The organism is Flavobacterium indicum GPTSA100-9 = DSM 17447, assembly GCF_000455605.1.
Taxonomy (GTDB): Bacteria; Bacteroidota; Bacteroidia; order Flavobacteriales; family Flavobacteriaceae; genus Flavobacterium; species Flavobacterium indicum.
The window spans coordinates 1,773,396-1,786,713 of sequence record NC_017025.1; the positions used below are offsets into that span (position 1 = coordinate 1,773,396).

A 13,318-nucleotide genomic window follows, 5' to 3' on the forward strand; every position below is an offset into this window, starting at 1 on the left:
TTAAATTAGTTTTTTGTAGATAAGTAAAATCCTGTTATGCTCTTTCCCAGTAATCATTTTCTTTACCAGCGTTGGGGCGAAAGTTGATTCACTTGTCATATAATTGACCTCCAATTTTACCTTTGAAAAAGTGCCATCAGGAGGAATCAAAATCTGTTTTTGTGTTGGATAAATAGTAACACCGTTGATAATTGCAATTGTAGTACCTGTATTTACAACCGAAAGGCAGGTAACTCCCTCTAAAATGGGAATTTGTTCTTCCCTAAACTCTCTTGTTATAAAAGCAGATTCTGCAAACATGCTATACTTTTTTAATGTTATTGTTATATAAAAACACTACGTGAAATTTTAAAGGCACATCACTTTTCAATGGCTCGTCCAAAGCGAAAATGAGTGAGTAATCCTTATTACCTGTATCGAAATTCAAGGGTTTAAAACTCTTTTCGTATTCGCCACCGTTTGATTGTCTCCAATTATCAATATGAACAGATGGAATGATAGCAATACTGTTATCGTCTTTCATTTCAATGGATGTCATTGCACTGATTTTTTTTTCAACTCCATTAGTGTAGACTGCTACACCAGTGGTAAAACCAATTGGAAGTTTAAAATTCTCTGAAGTATTACTTTCTCCTGGCTTTATGATTGCCTTTACTACGTGTTGAATTTGTCGCATACTTTTTAAGATTTAAAAGCCTTAGCTGTTAAGACTTCGGCTTTATTAATTCTCTTACTTTTTAGCCTCTGTTACTCTAAATTCCAATCGTAAAAACATTGAAACACCTTCTTTTATAGGGACATTTACCCCTTTAGGAAATTCCAATTCTAATTTAAACTCCTCTTTGGCTCTTAAAAGCGGTGTGGTTGCAATGGGACGATAATCATCGAATTTGAAATTTTGAATATCTGTAAGGGGTAAATCAATAAGCATATCATTGGTTTGAATCAATCTCAAATCAGCGTTTTGCAATTCAGCCGGCAATACATCTCTACTTTGCCAGTCGGCACTCTCCATTTTCATCCCTTTTGTGGTAAACTGTATACGGATAGCATCAATTACCACATCACGTCCTGAGTTTAATTGATTTCCATCAAAATTTGTAATTCCGACAATTTTTTTAGTATTTGCATCCACAAGTTGGTTGATTCCACTCATCCCATCAACCTTTACATTTAAATAAAAGGTTTTATCAACTAATTTTGTTGCTTGTGGCCTTACAGTATGATTCGTTTGACGTTGTCTAGCTCCTAAAACTTTAATTGCTCTCTGCAATTGTGAATTTCTATTTTCCATGTTTCTTTAATGAATTAAATTTTAATTTTTTGTTGTAGGTTACAGAACATAGTTCCCATTTTCGTCGATATATGCGCCTAAGCCTTCATCTTCATAGGCTCCTAAACCATCGTCTTCATAACCGCTTAAACCATCTTCAACATAGTTTCCATTTACATCGATGTAACCACCTAAACCATCTTCATGATAGTTTCCTGCATCATCAAAATACCCGTTCAAGCCTTCTTCTTCATAAGCACCTAAACCATCACCACCATCATAAGCATTTAAACCATTTTCTACATAGTTACCATTGATATCAATGTAACCGCCTAAACCATCTTCGTGATAGTTGCCGTAAGCATCGATATAACCTTGCAATCCATTTACCGCCCCCGAAAGACCTGCTGTCTTTTGCATAAATCTTCCGATTGTTGTTTCAGGATTTAGCTTAGCGGCAATTTTCTCAGACGAGAAAATATTTTTTACTAATTCCAGACCATGAGCAATGGAAACACCAATTGCCGAACCTCTTAAAAGCGAACTTTTGGTATCGCTTCCATTTACTTTTACCGCTAAAAATCCAGCACCAACGGCAACTGCAACATTAACAACACCTTTAACCGTGTTGGAAGATGTCTCGGTCATAGTGCCTGTAAGACCTCTTGAAAGAGCACCTACAACAACGGCAGAACTGATTGTTATTAATTCTTGTTTCATTTCTATGTTTATTAATTACTTTTTGAACTTGTTACTAAAAGAATCGCTCCCACAGCTCCTACACCAATAACAATGGGAATCGTATAATTAGGCTTTTCTGTGGATGTAATTCCACTTTCGAGTTGTGATGCTTCTTTTTGTGTTTGAACTTCTTCTTTTAAATTCTGCATAGGAATATCCTTGACTTTGGAAATAGTTTCAAGCTGAGCATCATTCGGAACTGCCTCACCAGTATCTGTTGTGCCGGTAGTTAAGGATTCCGCCGGAACTCCTTTTACTTCTGCAATGGTTTCCAATTGTGCAGGTGTCGGAGTCGCATTTGGCATAACTTCAACTGGTTCGGAAGCTTCAATTTGTTGTGATTCGTTGTAAATAGACTGTGGCTGATTACCTGTAAAGGCATTTTTAATTGTCGGTTTCACAACATTATTTATCGCAAATTTGCCAACTTTACTTTTGCCTAATTTTGTAGCTAATTTTATGGCTTTACCACTTTTAACCTTCGTAAGTATTTTACCTACTTTGCTGTCAAGCACTTTGCTTGCGATGCCTCCTCCAGGAATAATATTCATTGCCATAGAGGCAATTGGAACTAACTTTTTTCCGACTTTAACAGCATTTTTAATGCTAACGTTTTTTAATCGGACATTCTTTTTGAGCATTTTACCGATTTTAAGGCCTCGGTTTAAACCTGCATTCAGTCCTGTTTGTTCTTCTAAAATCAACATATTCTTATCTTTTTAAAAGTGTATGCGGTGCTAAAACTCCTTTGATTAATCGCTTTCTTTGATTTTTTTTAATCAAAGTATGGGGCGCAAAAGCTCCTCTAATGAGCGTTCGTCTTTTGTTTTTAGGAATTAGCAGATGTGGAGCAACTGCCATTTTAACGAGGTTCTTGAATCTTAGTCTTTTTAAAAAACTTCTGTTTAATCCTGCATTAAGACCTATTTGTTCTTCTAATATTATCATACGCTGTTATTTAAAATGGAAATCTTCTACGAGGTTGAGTTGTTTTTTTTACAACTCCTTTAAGTCCTCTTTTACTTCCATAAACACTATTAATCTTGACATAAATATTATAAGCTCCTCCTTCACTTGTTGACTTATGAACAATCGCATCATTGCCTAATGATTTTAACATGTTTTTCGCTTGTTCAGCACTTCTGGCAAAATCATATAGTTCATAAACCTTTTTGCAAGGCTTTTTGGTTACATACCAGCCTCTCTTTTTAGGAGCAGGACAATTGAGTCCTATGTGTGGTAATTTTTGATCCATAAAAACATCTTTTTTATCCGTATAACTTGGTTCTTTGTTGCTTTGAATAGTTCCGTCAATAATTGCATGACCTTTGTCTAGCTTTCCGCTCACTTGATTAAATGGCACAATCACATAAACATGAGTGTACTGCTTTGGATTGAACTTAGGCTGTTTGATTTGTCTGATGTAATGCTTAATTCCTAAATTCATTAAAACCGAACTTGCGAAAATTGAATAGCTTTTGCAATCAATTCCTTCACGGCGGTTAAACCAACTATTAGCAGGACTTCTTAAATTCTGAGTCATACCGTCTGCCTGATATTGTATATCGTAATACAGGAAGTAATGAATCTTATCACAGGTCTCTTGAATCGTTTTTCCTTTCAGCATTTGCGATAATTTGGCAACCTGTTTGTAAAAAGTCTCGACCCAAACTTTCATCATGGAAACCGAATAAAAAGTATCACCTTTTTTAAGTTTTACTTTTTGTCCTTTAGGTTTTTCAATCAAATGGTTAAACTCATCACCGTTTTTTATCCTGCGCTTTAGAATTAGGTTTATTTCATTTTTAGTCATTTTCATTTACAAACTTTCATATGCAAATGTTTAAAATAAAAATACCTCGCCTTGAGGTAAGGCGAGGTATGGTGAAGTATTGTAAAGATTTGTTAGGTATTATAAAGTATTATCAGGTATCATTGTGCTTTTATTGTAATCAATCATCATCGTAATAGTATCCTTTTGGTAATCCATAAGTCTCAACAAACTCCACGAATTCCAAATGTGGAATCATTTTAACATCCTTTGAGATTTTCTTTTCTTTTAAGATTTCATTAATTTGATTCCTGATTTTAGTTTCACTAAACTGATTGCAATACATCTCGATTAATTCTGATTTAGTAACAGAATGCGGAAGTGGTTTTTTATTTTGCTTACTCATTTTAGAATCTTTACAAGTTAAATTTCCTTTCTTAAATCGTTGATTAGGAATAAGATTCTGAAAACCTTATCTTCCAGATACTTCAGTATTCGATTTTTACCCTTAAAGATGAAATCAAAAAATTGCAATGGTGAGGTAATGATGATTGCAAAACATATTGCTATTGCCAATACATTCAGATAAATTATTTTAAAGCGGTTTTTAATTTTCATAATTCTTAGTTTTAAATATTGACAAGTCTTTCGTAAATTATATCAGAGATGGATTGCATTACAATTTCCTGTTCTTGAGTTCGTTCTTTTCTTTCCCATTGACAGCAATAGAGTAGGATAACAGATTGTGTTGGAGTAAGAATGATATTTGAAGGAACTTTTTTACTCTCAATTTTCGTTCTAAAAATGTAGAACATACTTTGTAGTGTGTCAATAACAATAATATCATTGCAATACTTTTCATAATCTTTGCAATGATGAATATTATCAACCTTGTTTCGGATGAATTTTAGCAGTTCGGATTGTATTATCTCAATATCCGCTATTTTGATTTTCTTTAAAGTTATTTTCATACTGTTTTTTGTTAGCGTTTGTCTGCTGTATTTTTATCAAAAGCAATAAGATTCAGCATTCCTCTTAATCTTGACCTGATTCGATTTCCGTAAGCTGTTTCTATTTCAGAAGCAGAAAGATTAGTTGTTAGATGTGTTATTACTTTTCTTGCAATGAATAGATCATATCTTGAAAGAATAATTTCAGCCATTACATTACACTCATTGCCGTAGTATTTTAAGTTTTGCTCAACTCCTAAATCGTCAAAGCAATAATTCTTATACTCAGTTTGAGAATAACTTCCACGACTGTAACGATGTATAATTTCATAACCTTCTTTGATAAATTCAAAACTTATATCTCTGCAAGTCTTCAGATAAAATCTGTTGTTTTGTTTCGCAATATATTTCATCAATGTCATTAACGTTGTTTTACCACAACCTACTGGTCCTGACAATAAAACACCTTTCGTTAAATCGAGACCAAACTCATTTGATTTTGTTTCATCCTTCAGAAAATAGGCTACAAGTTTTGTAATGTTAAGTGTATCCTGCTCAAGGAAATAAAATCTCTCTCCATAATCTTGTTTTCCTTTCTGTTCCAACCAAGCTAGAATTTCCGGATAGTTGTATTGTAAATTCATAATTGATTCTCTTACAATGGTTCTGCATAGTCTTTATCTTCTTGGATGTGTAAATTATTGGCTCTTGATTGCTCTTTATTCTGAGGCAAGTTGATTGAAAATTTGGAAGTCGTGAGCATCCAGTTTCTGGCCGCAGCATTCCAGTCTTTCATTTTGGTTTTTCCTCCAATTAACCAACCAGTACTTGTATAATAATTAAAAAACGTTCCGCTTCAATTTCTGGGTAATCCAGATGTTTGAAATATTCCTTTACCAAATCCAAACTCGGACTTTCTTTTTTTTTCGCGGAACTTTTTTTTTCTTTTTCAACGGTCTCTAAAAAACCTTTCTCAACTGAAGTCTCTAAATTTCCTTCAATACATATGTTTTTATTGTTTTTAAATGTTTGTTTATTATTATATATATGGGGTTCAATAACCTGTTCAGTTACCTGACCATTAACTTGTTCAATTATTGGTTTTGTTTGTTCATTCATTGAACTGCTTTGAGGCTTTTTACCATCAGAAAGATTATACATAATTACCTCTGTACCATGGTACGGATTATAGGATGGTAAATATTCTATGAATCCTAACAATTGCAATTCTTTTATACATTTATGATAGGTTGCTTTTGAGGCAATCCTACTGGCTTTCATCATTTCATCTCTAGAAATAGTAATCGGGTTTTTAAATCGATTTACATTCCAACTTTGAAACAGTGCCAAATACAAACTAATGTGAGTTGGGTAAATAAGTTCTTCATTGCCTATGCAACTAAAAAAACCAGTCAGGTGCTTAATGTAATTCATTAGTTAGTATTACATTATTTGAAAAGTCTAGTATCTTTATTTTGTATATTACCACTTAGAACTTTTTCAATGTCTGAATAGCTATAGTACATTATACCACCAACTTTGGTAAATGAAAGTGTTCCGTTAACACGTAGATTTTGTAATGTGCCAGGGGAAATGTTAAGCAATTTTCGGACTTCATTGGATTTGAGCCATTGCTTTATTTGTTGTGATTGAGGTTGAATGAGTTGTTTTAAATCATTCAAAAGAAGACTTCTGAATTCGATTAAGTCTTCACGTGTGATAACTTCGATTGCCATAACGTATGTTTTAGATTGTTATGGTACAAAATTGAATTGTTTGGAGTATTTTATTTCACAACGGGGTATGTGCTGTGAACGATTTTTAGCTAAGCTATATCATCTGCATTGTCCATTCTTTTTAGAAGAGTTTCATTTAAAGAGGTAATGAATTTTGTTCTTTCGCTCTTTCTGGCTCTTATTTCAAGGAATGCGCGGCGATATTGGCCTAAGTCAATTTCAAAAGTATGTTCAAAATATTCTGCAATATCTTTTAAGTCAACGGCTCCATTATTAAAAACACCTTCAGAATGTAATGCATATAATAGCTCTGTAAGAGCAACTTTTGAGCCAGTCCACATCAATTTAATGTTCGGTTTGCGTTGTGATTTTTCACTTATATCTTTGTTATCAATCATAATTAACTGGTTTTCTAAATATAATTGAATTAAGTCATTTGCTAAAATTGTTGCTACTTTGAAATCATGTGAGGTTGAAAATGATGTATCCGTTTCAAAATAGTATGAATCTAAAGCAAGTTTAATATCAAATTTTCCTCTAAGGAAATATTTATAATCAAGATAAGTACTTCCTGATCTATAATATTGATAAAATTCTAATTCACTATCAAAGAATGCTTTTAGTTTTAAAAGTTCGTTGTTGTTATACTTCTTAAGTATTCTATTCCCTCCATTTGGTTTTTTCATTTCAATTTTATAAACTCGATTGAAATAAATCAATTTTGAAGTGAACTGTGGTTTTATTTCTTTGAAAAACTTAATTTCTTCAGTTTGAGATTTAAAATTTATTTTAGATGTAACTTTTTTAAGTTCTTTAATTGATTTTAGAATTATTGCAATAGCTTGCTCACATTTCTTTATTTGATCATCAATCTCTAAATCAATGAAGTTGAGTTGTTCATTGAGGTTATTTAGTAAGGTAGTATATTTTGAATTCAAAGGGTTATAAATAACAAGTGTTCAATAATTCTCTTTTCTAATATCTCTTTGATATTGTTTTTATATGTCAGCTTTCAAATTAATTAATTTTATAATTTACGGATAGTGTGGCTAATCCCATCCATCCTTCACCTACATTTTCACCACGAGTTATAACATTGAATTCTCTTCCAAAACCTAATGATGCTCCAGCATTCCATTTTTCATTTAAATTGAATAAATAACCTCCGTTAACCCAAGGCTGAATAACTAAATTATATGTTTTACCCTCTGTTGGATTTACTGTATTTAAACCATCTTTCCAATCTGTCCACATGTTCCAAGTATCAACAGAAGCTCCAATTATAAAGTTTCCTTTTCCAGAAGGAAAATAACGAACAATTCCTAAAGTACCTCCAAAACCTGTAGCCACTTCATTATCATTATACTCACTAAAATCTTTACGGTCTGCAAAATTGCCTCCAACTCTTAAACGTAATGCCCAATTGTCATTTAGAAAAATATTGGATGTAATCATTGTCATTATTCCAGCTGGATATAATTGTAATTCTGTACCTAACTCGACTTTGTTTTTACTACTTATTTCATCATTTTCCAAATTATTTTGTGCTTGTGAAAAAGATGAAAATAGCAACCCAAAAAAAATAAGTGATTTTGAGATTGCCAAAAATGATTTTTTTTCCATGTTCAATTTTTTTAATGATAAAAACTTAAAGCATTAGTTAATTAACTAATGCTTTAATATCAAATACTAACTAGTTTGGGGCAAAAAAGGTAAATTTGATTAGGGAATAATTCTTTTCCCAAAATTTATTAAAATATGTGGTTTTTGAAATCCTGTTGTTCTAGTTTTTACTTCCCCATGACCATCAATTATTAGTAAAGATGGGTAGGAACGAATATTATATTTTCTAATTAATTCTTGACCTTCTGAAGTTTCTCCATCTATGGCTATATTTATAAAGTTGGCATTAAAATAGTTACCTACTTCTTCATCTTTAAAGGTTGTTTTTTTAAGCTGTTTACAAGGTCCACACCAAGTAGCATATACATCAAGAAAAATTGGTTTTTTAAGCTCTTGAGATTTTAGTAAAGCTTGATGAAAATTTCCATCAAAAAATTGTATCCCTTTATCTACTGAAATATCTTCAGTTTTAGGTTTTTTGAAACTATAAATTCCAAAAATTACAGCAATAGTCAAAATGGTGAAAATTAGTGTTTTCATAATGTCAATTTTTTTAATTTATACAAATTCAACTTGATTTAGATTTTTTGCTTTTTCAATGTTCCAATCTCCCTCAATCATTCTATGAACATAACATGCATCTGCTTGATTAAGTAATTCTTGACGTTGTTCATCGTTAATATTACCTTCAATTGAAATGGCCACTTTAATTGTTGTTGATAATTTACCATCTTCTCCTCTTTTCACAACTTGATCTAATTCGGCCTCTACATTTCCAATTTCCCAGTTATTTTTACGTGCAATAAAACGAACAGTTGCTACTTTGCACATTCCAATACTCGAGAGTATTAAATCAGTAGGTGAAAATCCTAAATCAGTTCCTTTACTATTTGTTGGCTCGTCTCCTAAAATACTATGTCTTCCATTATTTATTACAGTTTGATATCCTGTAGGCAAGTTTATTAGTTTAATTTTTGTGGGCATAATTTATTATTTGCAGTTATTAATTTATGTTATAGTCGTAAGTAAATTCTTTTCCTGACAACATTACATTAATTTTATTTTATAGTTGTTTGATTAAAATTCATTTTATATTCATCATTTAAATTTCTAAAAATAAAAACTCAATCCAAGTTGTGCTTGCCATTTAGAATTTATAGTATCTACTAACCATGGTTTGCTATTTGGATTATGGAATTGATAAACTGGTTTTTCATTTTCAATTTTGATGAAATCCAGTATCGCATAACCAGAATTATTAATGTTTGGAACATAATATTGTGTGCCAAATTCTTTATTAATTAAATTAGCAACATTAAAAATGTCAAGTGAAATTTCTAATCGATTATTTTTGAGCTTTTTTTCAAAAATAAATTTTGCATCTACTTGATGATTCCAAGGTGTTCTTGCTCCATTTCTTTCAGCATATTTTCCTCTTCTTGATTTTAAATAATTATCATTATTGATATAATTATCTAATTGATTCCATTGTTCTTGAGCTGTAATCAGAATTCCATTACTATTGATGAAATCTTGCAAAACAATTTCAGATTGGTTATTTGGAACATAAATTATATCATTCTTTGCAGAACCATCTCTATTCATATCCCCTTCATAAACATAAGAAAAAGGACTGCCCGATTTTCCATTATAAATAAATCCTAACTTAAATTTTGATTCTTTAAAAGGGATTTCAAAAAAATGATATGAACTAATTTTATGCCTTAAATCAAAATTTGAAAAAGACAATTTAGGGTTATTAGCTACTAATGCTTGATTCCACTCATAATTAGCTGCATGAGAGTTCCTTACCGTACTGCTTATATCTTTACTCATTCCAAATGTATATCCTAAAAATCCTGTATAAAAACTATTTGATTTAGAAATGCTTAGTGTACCATTATATCTATACCCTTTATCCGTATTCGTTAATAGGAACACATTTGTAAAATTTGGATTAACTTTTACATTATCTCCAGTTTGAGTATAATAAGGGCGATTATCAGCTCCGTTAAAATTTGATAACGTTGATTCTTTTCTATTTATAGATTGAAAATATAATCCTTGTACAACTTTAGAATAATTTAAATCAAGTGATAAGATTGTATTATTTTTAAGTTTTAGATCAAAATTTAAATTGGTCTTCCAATCTCGGGGTAAATTAAAACCATTATCAACTAAATTAATTTCAGTTAACGGTCTCGACTGTAGACTTTCTAAATCACTAAGATTTTCGGTAATTGGAAGATTTGAAGTTGGTCGGTAATCAATATTAAAATATTTTGTTCCTGAAATGTAGTGCGAATAAGCATACCATACAAAAGGCATTCGACCTGTAAATAGTCCTGAACCGCCTTTCAAAGTTAATTTACTATTTATGTTATAGATAAAACCAACTCTTGGATTAATTTGAGGTTTGCTATTGATTTTATTTTCATATTTAGCAAATTCAGGTGTGTTTTTTACTTCATTACTTATTGGAAAATCACCAGGGTGAAATTGAGTATCAATTCTTAAACCTGCTAATACACTAAATTTATCCGAAATTTTTAAATCATCTTGAAAATAGATTCCTGATAGAATAACACTATAATCGGCAGATGGATTATTTTTATTAAAGTTAAAGTCATTATTCTCAATATTGTAAACACCTCGAACTCGATTTGGCTTATCATTTAAAAAATCATCAACCGATTTGTATTGCCATCTTCCATTAAATGCTGTTAAAAATCTATATTCAATTGCATTAATTTCTGTAGAAGTTCCTAATGTAAAAGTATGATTGTTTTTTACATAAGTAACATTGTCAGTTATTTGAGTTGTTTTTAAATTTAAACCATATATAGCAGCTTCCCTATAAGTACCTGCAAAAATGGTATTTGATGTATTATCAATAATTTCTAAATGAGGAAAAACACGACCATTAAAAGTTCTGTCATCATTAACGGTTGAGTAAGATAGAATGAGTTTATTATTCCAATTAGAATTAAAATTACTTTTCAATTCGCCAACCAAACTATTTGTTGTTGAATTGTGTCGATATCCTTGATTACCAAAATTAAATACATTAGTAGTCCACTCTAAATTATCAGCATATGCTGTTACAAAATTATTTCGCAGCGTTAACTTATGCTTCTCAGAAATGGAATAATCAAAACGTAAGAATAGTTTAGTGTTTTTGCGCTCTAGATCAACATTTTGAAAAGCTCCTGGGTCATAATTGTATTGTGACATTAATTTATCTCTAATAGAATTTATCGTTGATAAGGATATATTTGAATTGGTTGAACCTGGAGCATTTAAAACAGGCTCTTTTCTATATGAGAATTCTGCGTTGAAAAAATAGAAAAGTTTGTCTTTTAGTATAGGACCACCTATAGAAGCACCAATTTGGTTGTCAAAAAAAGTAGATTCAGGTTGTTTTACTCCATCTGCATATCTTCCGGTCATCCATCTATTTTTCATAAAATTATATGCATTTCCTTCTGTTTTATTCTTGCCATACTTGGTTACAGCATTTATACTTGCTCCTGTAAAATTACCAAGTGTAACATCAAATGGTGCTGTTTTAATAGACAAAGCACTTATAGCACCAAAACCTATCGGTTGAGTTCCTGCAAGTCCTCCAGGCGTTCCAGAAGCTACAGAACCTGCGGCACCACTTGAAGGTTCTTGGAATCCTAAAACATCATTTGTTGCACTACCATCAATACTTAAATTATTAAATCTATAATTAGCGCCGCCAAATGAATTTAAATTTGCATCTGGTAATAAACGAGTTGCATCTTGAATACTTCTGTTTATCGTAGGTAAATTATTGAGTAATTCCATCTTTAACTTTTGCTCATTTCCTTTTTTTTGACCAATAGTGGAAGTTACAATGACTTCATTCAAGATTTCTGATTTTTCAATTAATTGTATTTCTAAAGTTAAGGCTTGACCCAATAAAATTGTTAAATTATTCTGTATGAAATCATTAAAACCTATGTAAGATATTTTGACTTTATAATTTGCATCAGGAGGCAGTTGATTAAAAAAGAAAAAACCATTTTCTTGACTTATTGTATGGAATTTATTTCCTGTATTTTCTTGTATAACTTCTACATGTGCAAATGCAATTGGAGCATTCTGTTCATCTTTAATCTTTCCTTTTAGAATACCAGTAGTCTCTTGTGCAAAATTCTGGAATGTAATTAAAAACAAACAATAGCAAATAATTCTTTTCATTCTTTTAAATTAGTTTTTTCTATAGTCGATATTTAAATTAATTCCTGACAAAAAAAAACACCACAATTTCTTGTGGTGCTCTTCCAATTGAAGCAATTTTCAACATAACTAAATTTATTTTGTAAATTTACCTATTAGATCACGTTAAACTAATTTATTTACTTTTACAACAATCTTTTTTCTCTTGAATGGAAGGACAATCAACGCTACCATAACTACAAAAGACACAGCAATCACCATCTAATGGGCGTAAAATTTTTTTACAATTTTCGCACTCATAAAAGAATTGACAAGCATCAGTAGGCATTATTTCGTCTTTTTTATGTCTACATTCTGGGCAAGTTATGATTGATATTAATTGTGTTTTCATTTTGTTTGTTTTTTATCAATTATTGTATAACCTGTAATATTAATCGATTTTTCTAATTCTGAAATGGAAGTTTTGCTGTTGTCAAATTTTACATTCACACTTCCTTCTTTACTATTGGCAGAAACAGTTACAATTCCAGGTAATTTATTTACTTCATTTTTAATGTGTTCTTCACAACTAGAGCAAGTCATTCCGTTTACATTAAATTTTGCCTCTTTTATGTTTTCAGAAGAAACTACAACTGGATTTTTTTCAACTTTTGGATAAAAAATATGCCCGTAATAAGGAAATGCCATCATTATCAATGAAAATACAGTTACAATACCTAAAAACATTTTGGTTTGTATAAATGATTGATTTTCAACTTCATCACAATTGCATTGTATTCTTTCAGTTTTTCTAGGTTCTAGTCTTTGATACCAAGCAAAAACTAAAACTAAAATAGTTATACCTAATAAAAAAGGGCGAAAAGATTCCAACCACGAAAAAGTAGATGCAACTCCAGATGCTCCCGAAATTAGAGCCAATACTGGTGTAATACAGCACAATGAAGCAGTTATTGCTGATAAAATGCTTGTTAAAGCTAATTTTCCAGATTCTTTCATTTCTACATTATTTTTAAAATTA

Annotated in this window: 20 protein-coding genes; all 20 read right to left on the reverse strand. The window is 31.0% G+C overall.

Annotated features, from left to right (window positions below):
- The gene (locus tag KQS_RS08095; RefSeq protein ID WP_014388697.1) at nt 1–300 is read right to left on the reverse strand and encodes a hypothetical protein; all 300 of its coding nucleotides are present in this window, start codon (nt 298–300) and stop codon (nt 1–3) included.
- 1 nt (nt 301) lies between these two features.
- A complete protein-coding gene (locus tag KQS_RS08100; protein ID WP_014388698.1) occupies nt 302–676 on the reverse strand; it encodes a hypothetical protein in 375 nt (124 codons plus the stop codon).
- A gap of 54 nt (nt 677–730) precedes the next feature.
- A complete protein-coding gene (locus KQS_RS08105; RefSeq protein ID WP_014388699.1) occupies nt 731–1,294 on the reverse strand; it encodes a hypothetical protein in 564 nt (187 codons plus the stop codon).
- A gap of 39 nt (nt 1,295–1,333) precedes the next feature.
- Nucleotides 1,334–1,993: a hypothetical protein gene (locus tag KQS_RS08110; RefSeq protein ID WP_014388700.1), complete on the reverse strand. Its 660-nt coding sequence runs from the start codon at nt 1,991–1,993 to the stop codon at nt 1,334–1,336.
- Between the two features lie 11 nt (nt 1,994–2,004).
- Entirely contained in the window at nt 2,005–2,721 is a 717-nt protein-coding gene (locus tag KQS_RS08115) for a hypothetical protein (RefSeq protein WP_014388701.1), read from the reverse strand.
- Nucleotides 2,722–2,725: 4 nt separating this feature from the next.
- Nucleotides 2,726–2,962, reverse strand: a complete 237-nt coding sequence (locus KQS_RS08120; protein WP_014388702.1) for a hypothetical protein — start codon at nt 2,960–2,962, stop codon at nt 2,726–2,728.
- Nucleotides 2,963–2,972: 10 nt separating this feature from the next.
- On the reverse strand, nt 2,973–3,833 hold the full coding sequence (locus tag KQS_RS08125) for a transglutaminase-like domain-containing protein (protein WP_014388703.1): 861 nt from the start codon (nt 3,831–3,833) through the stop codon (nt 2,973–2,975).
- A 133-nt stretch (nt 3,834–3,966) separates the two neighbouring features.
- Nucleotides 3,967–4,191: a hypothetical protein gene (locus tag KQS_RS08130; protein ID WP_014388704.1), complete on the reverse strand. Its 225-nt coding sequence runs from the start codon at nt 4,189–4,191 to the stop codon at nt 3,967–3,969.
- A gap of 223 nt (nt 4,192–4,414) precedes the next feature.
- The gene (locus KQS_RS14480; protein ID WP_162141187.1) at nt 4,415–4,600 is read right to left on the reverse strand and encodes a hypothetical protein; all 186 of its coding nucleotides are present in this window, start codon (nt 4,598–4,600) and stop codon (nt 4,415–4,417) included.
- 167 nt (nt 4,601–4,767) lie between these two features.
- The gene (locus KQS_RS08140) at nt 4,768–5,379 is read right to left on the reverse strand and encodes an ATP-binding protein (protein ID WP_014388706.1); all 612 of its coding nucleotides are present in this window, start codon (nt 5,377–5,379) and stop codon (nt 4,768–4,770) included.
- An 11-nt stretch (nt 5,380–5,390) separates the two neighbouring features.
- Nucleotides 5,391–5,531 carry a hypothetical protein gene (locus KQS_RS14610; RefSeq protein WP_242400757.1) on the reverse strand — a complete coding sequence of 47 codons (141 nt, stop codon included), beginning with the start codon at nt 5,529–5,531 and terminating at the stop codon, nt 5,391–5,393.
- A gap of 17 nt (nt 5,532–5,548) precedes the next feature.
- Nucleotides 5,549–6,169, reverse strand: a complete 621-nt coding sequence (locus tag KQS_RS08145) for a hypothetical protein (protein WP_051149672.1) — start codon at nt 6,167–6,169, stop codon at nt 5,549–5,551.
- A 14-nt stretch (nt 6,170–6,183) separates the two neighbouring features.
- Nucleotides 6,184–6,471, reverse strand: coding sequence for a helix-turn-helix domain-containing protein (locus KQS_RS08150; RefSeq protein ID WP_014388707.1), 288 nt, complete (start codon nt 6,469–6,471; stop codon nt 6,184–6,186).
- Nucleotides 6,472–6,560: 89 nt separating this feature from the next.
- Nucleotides 6,561–7,409, reverse strand: a complete 849-nt coding sequence (locus KQS_RS08155; protein ID WP_014388708.1) for an RteC domain-containing protein — start codon at nt 7,407–7,409, stop codon at nt 6,561–6,563.
- Nucleotides 7,410–7,488: 79 nt separating this feature from the next.
- Complete coding sequence (locus KQS_RS08160) at nt 7,489–8,094, reverse strand: hypothetical protein (protein WP_014388709.1); 606 nt, start codon at nt 8,092–8,094, stop codon at nt 7,489–7,491.
- Nucleotides 8,095–8,193: 99 nt separating this feature from the next.
- On the reverse strand, nt 8,194–8,634 hold the full coding sequence (locus KQS_RS08165) for a thioredoxin family protein (RefSeq protein ID WP_014388710.1): 441 nt from the start codon (nt 8,632–8,634) through the stop codon (nt 8,194–8,196).
- A gap of 18 nt (nt 8,635–8,652) precedes the next feature.
- Nucleotides 8,653–9,078 (reverse strand): OsmC family protein, encoded by a 426-nt coding sequence (locus KQS_RS08170; protein WP_041252058.1) that lies wholly within the window; start codon nt 9,076–9,078, stop codon nt 8,653–8,655.
- 126 nt (nt 9,079–9,204) lie between these two features.
- Nucleotides 9,205–12,321 carry a TonB-dependent receptor gene (locus KQS_RS08175; protein ID WP_014388712.1) on the reverse strand — a complete coding sequence of 1,039 codons (3,117 nt, stop codon included), beginning with the start codon at nt 12,319–12,321 and terminating at the stop codon, nt 9,205–9,207.
- A gap of 154 nt (nt 12,322–12,475) precedes the next feature.
- The gene (locus tag KQS_RS14220; protein ID WP_014388713.1) at nt 12,476–12,691 is read right to left on the reverse strand and encodes a GDCCVxC domain-containing (seleno)protein; all 216 of its coding nucleotides are present in this window, start codon (nt 12,689–12,691) and stop codon (nt 12,476–12,478) included.
- Nucleotides 12,688–13,296, reverse strand: a complete 609-nt coding sequence (gene merTP, locus KQS_RS08180) for a mercuric transport protein MerTP (RefSeq protein WP_014388714.1) — start codon at nt 13,294–13,296, stop codon at nt 12,688–12,690. Before merTP ends, KQS_RS14220 begins: the two co-directional genes overlap by 4 nt.
- Nucleotides 13,297–13,318: the final 22 nt, after the last annotated feature.

Coding starts and splice junctions, on each gene's coding strand:
- KQS_RS08105 (WP_014388699.1), bottom strand. CDS start 1,294: ATGGAAAATAGAAATTCACAATTGCAGAGAGCAATTAAAGTTTTAGGA.
- KQS_RS08145 (WP_051149672.1), bottom strand. CDS start 6,169: ATGAATTACATTAAGCACCTGACTGGTTTTTTTAGTTGCATAGGCAAT.
- KQS_RS08095 (WP_014388697.1), bottom strand. CDS start 300: ATGTTTGCAGAATCTGCTTTTATAACAAGAGAGTTTAGGGAAGAACAA.
- KQS_RS08125 (WP_014388703.1), bottom strand. CDS start 3,833: ATGAAAATGACTAAAAATGAAATAAACCTAATTCTAAAGCGCAGGATA.
- merTP (WP_014388714.1), bottom strand. CDS start 13,296: ATGAAAGAATCTGGAAAATTAGCTTTAACAAGCATTTTATCAGCAATA.
- KQS_RS08140 (WP_014388706.1), bottom strand. CDS start 5,379: ATGAATTTACAATACAACTATCCGGAAATTCTAGCTTGGTTGGAACAG.
- KQS_RS14610 (WP_242400757.1), bottom strand. CDS start 5,531: ATGAAAGACTGGAATGCTGCGGCCAGAAACTGGATGCTCACGACTTCC.
- KQS_RS14220 (WP_014388713.1), bottom strand. CDS start 12,691: ATGAAAACACAATTAATATCAATCATAACTTGCCCAGAATGTAGACAT.
- KQS_RS08120 (WP_014388702.1), bottom strand. CDS start 2,962: ATGATAATATTAGAAGAACAAATAGGTCTTAATGCAGGATTAAACAGA.
- KQS_RS08170 (WP_041252058.1), bottom strand. CDS start 9,078: ATGCCCACAAAAATTAAACTAATAAACTTGCCTACAGGATATCAAACT.
- KQS_RS08115 (WP_014388701.1), bottom strand. CDS start 2,721: ATGTTGATTTTAGAAGAACAAACAGGACTGAATGCAGGTTTAAACCGA.
- KQS_RS08150 (WP_014388707.1), bottom strand. CDS start 6,471: ATGGCAATCGAAGTTATCACACGTGAAGACTTAATCGAATTCAGAAGT.
- KQS_RS08160 (WP_014388709.1), bottom strand. CDS start 8,094: ATGGAAAAAAAATCATTTTTGGCAATCTCAAAATCACTTATTTTTTTT.
- KQS_RS08100 (WP_014388698.1), bottom strand. CDS start 676: ATGCGACAAATTCAACACGTAGTAAAGGCAATCATAAAGCCAGGAGAA.
- KQS_RS08130 (WP_014388704.1), bottom strand. CDS start 4,191: ATGAGTAAGCAAAATAAAAAACCACTTCCGCATTCTGTTACTAAATCA.
- KQS_RS08175 (WP_014388712.1), bottom strand. CDS start 12,321: ATGAAAAGAATTATTTGCTATTGTTTGTTTTTAATTACATTCCAGAAT.
- KQS_RS14480 (WP_162141187.1), bottom strand. CDS start 4,600: ATGTTCTACATTTTTAGAACGAAAATTGAGAGTAAAAAAGTTCCTTCA.
- KQS_RS08110 (WP_014388700.1), bottom strand. CDS start 1,993: ATGAAACAAGAATTAATAACAATCAGTTCTGCCGTTGTTGTAGGTGCT.
- KQS_RS08165 (WP_014388710.1), bottom strand. CDS start 8,634: ATGAAAACACTAATTTTCACCATTTTGACTATTGCTGTAATTTTTGGA.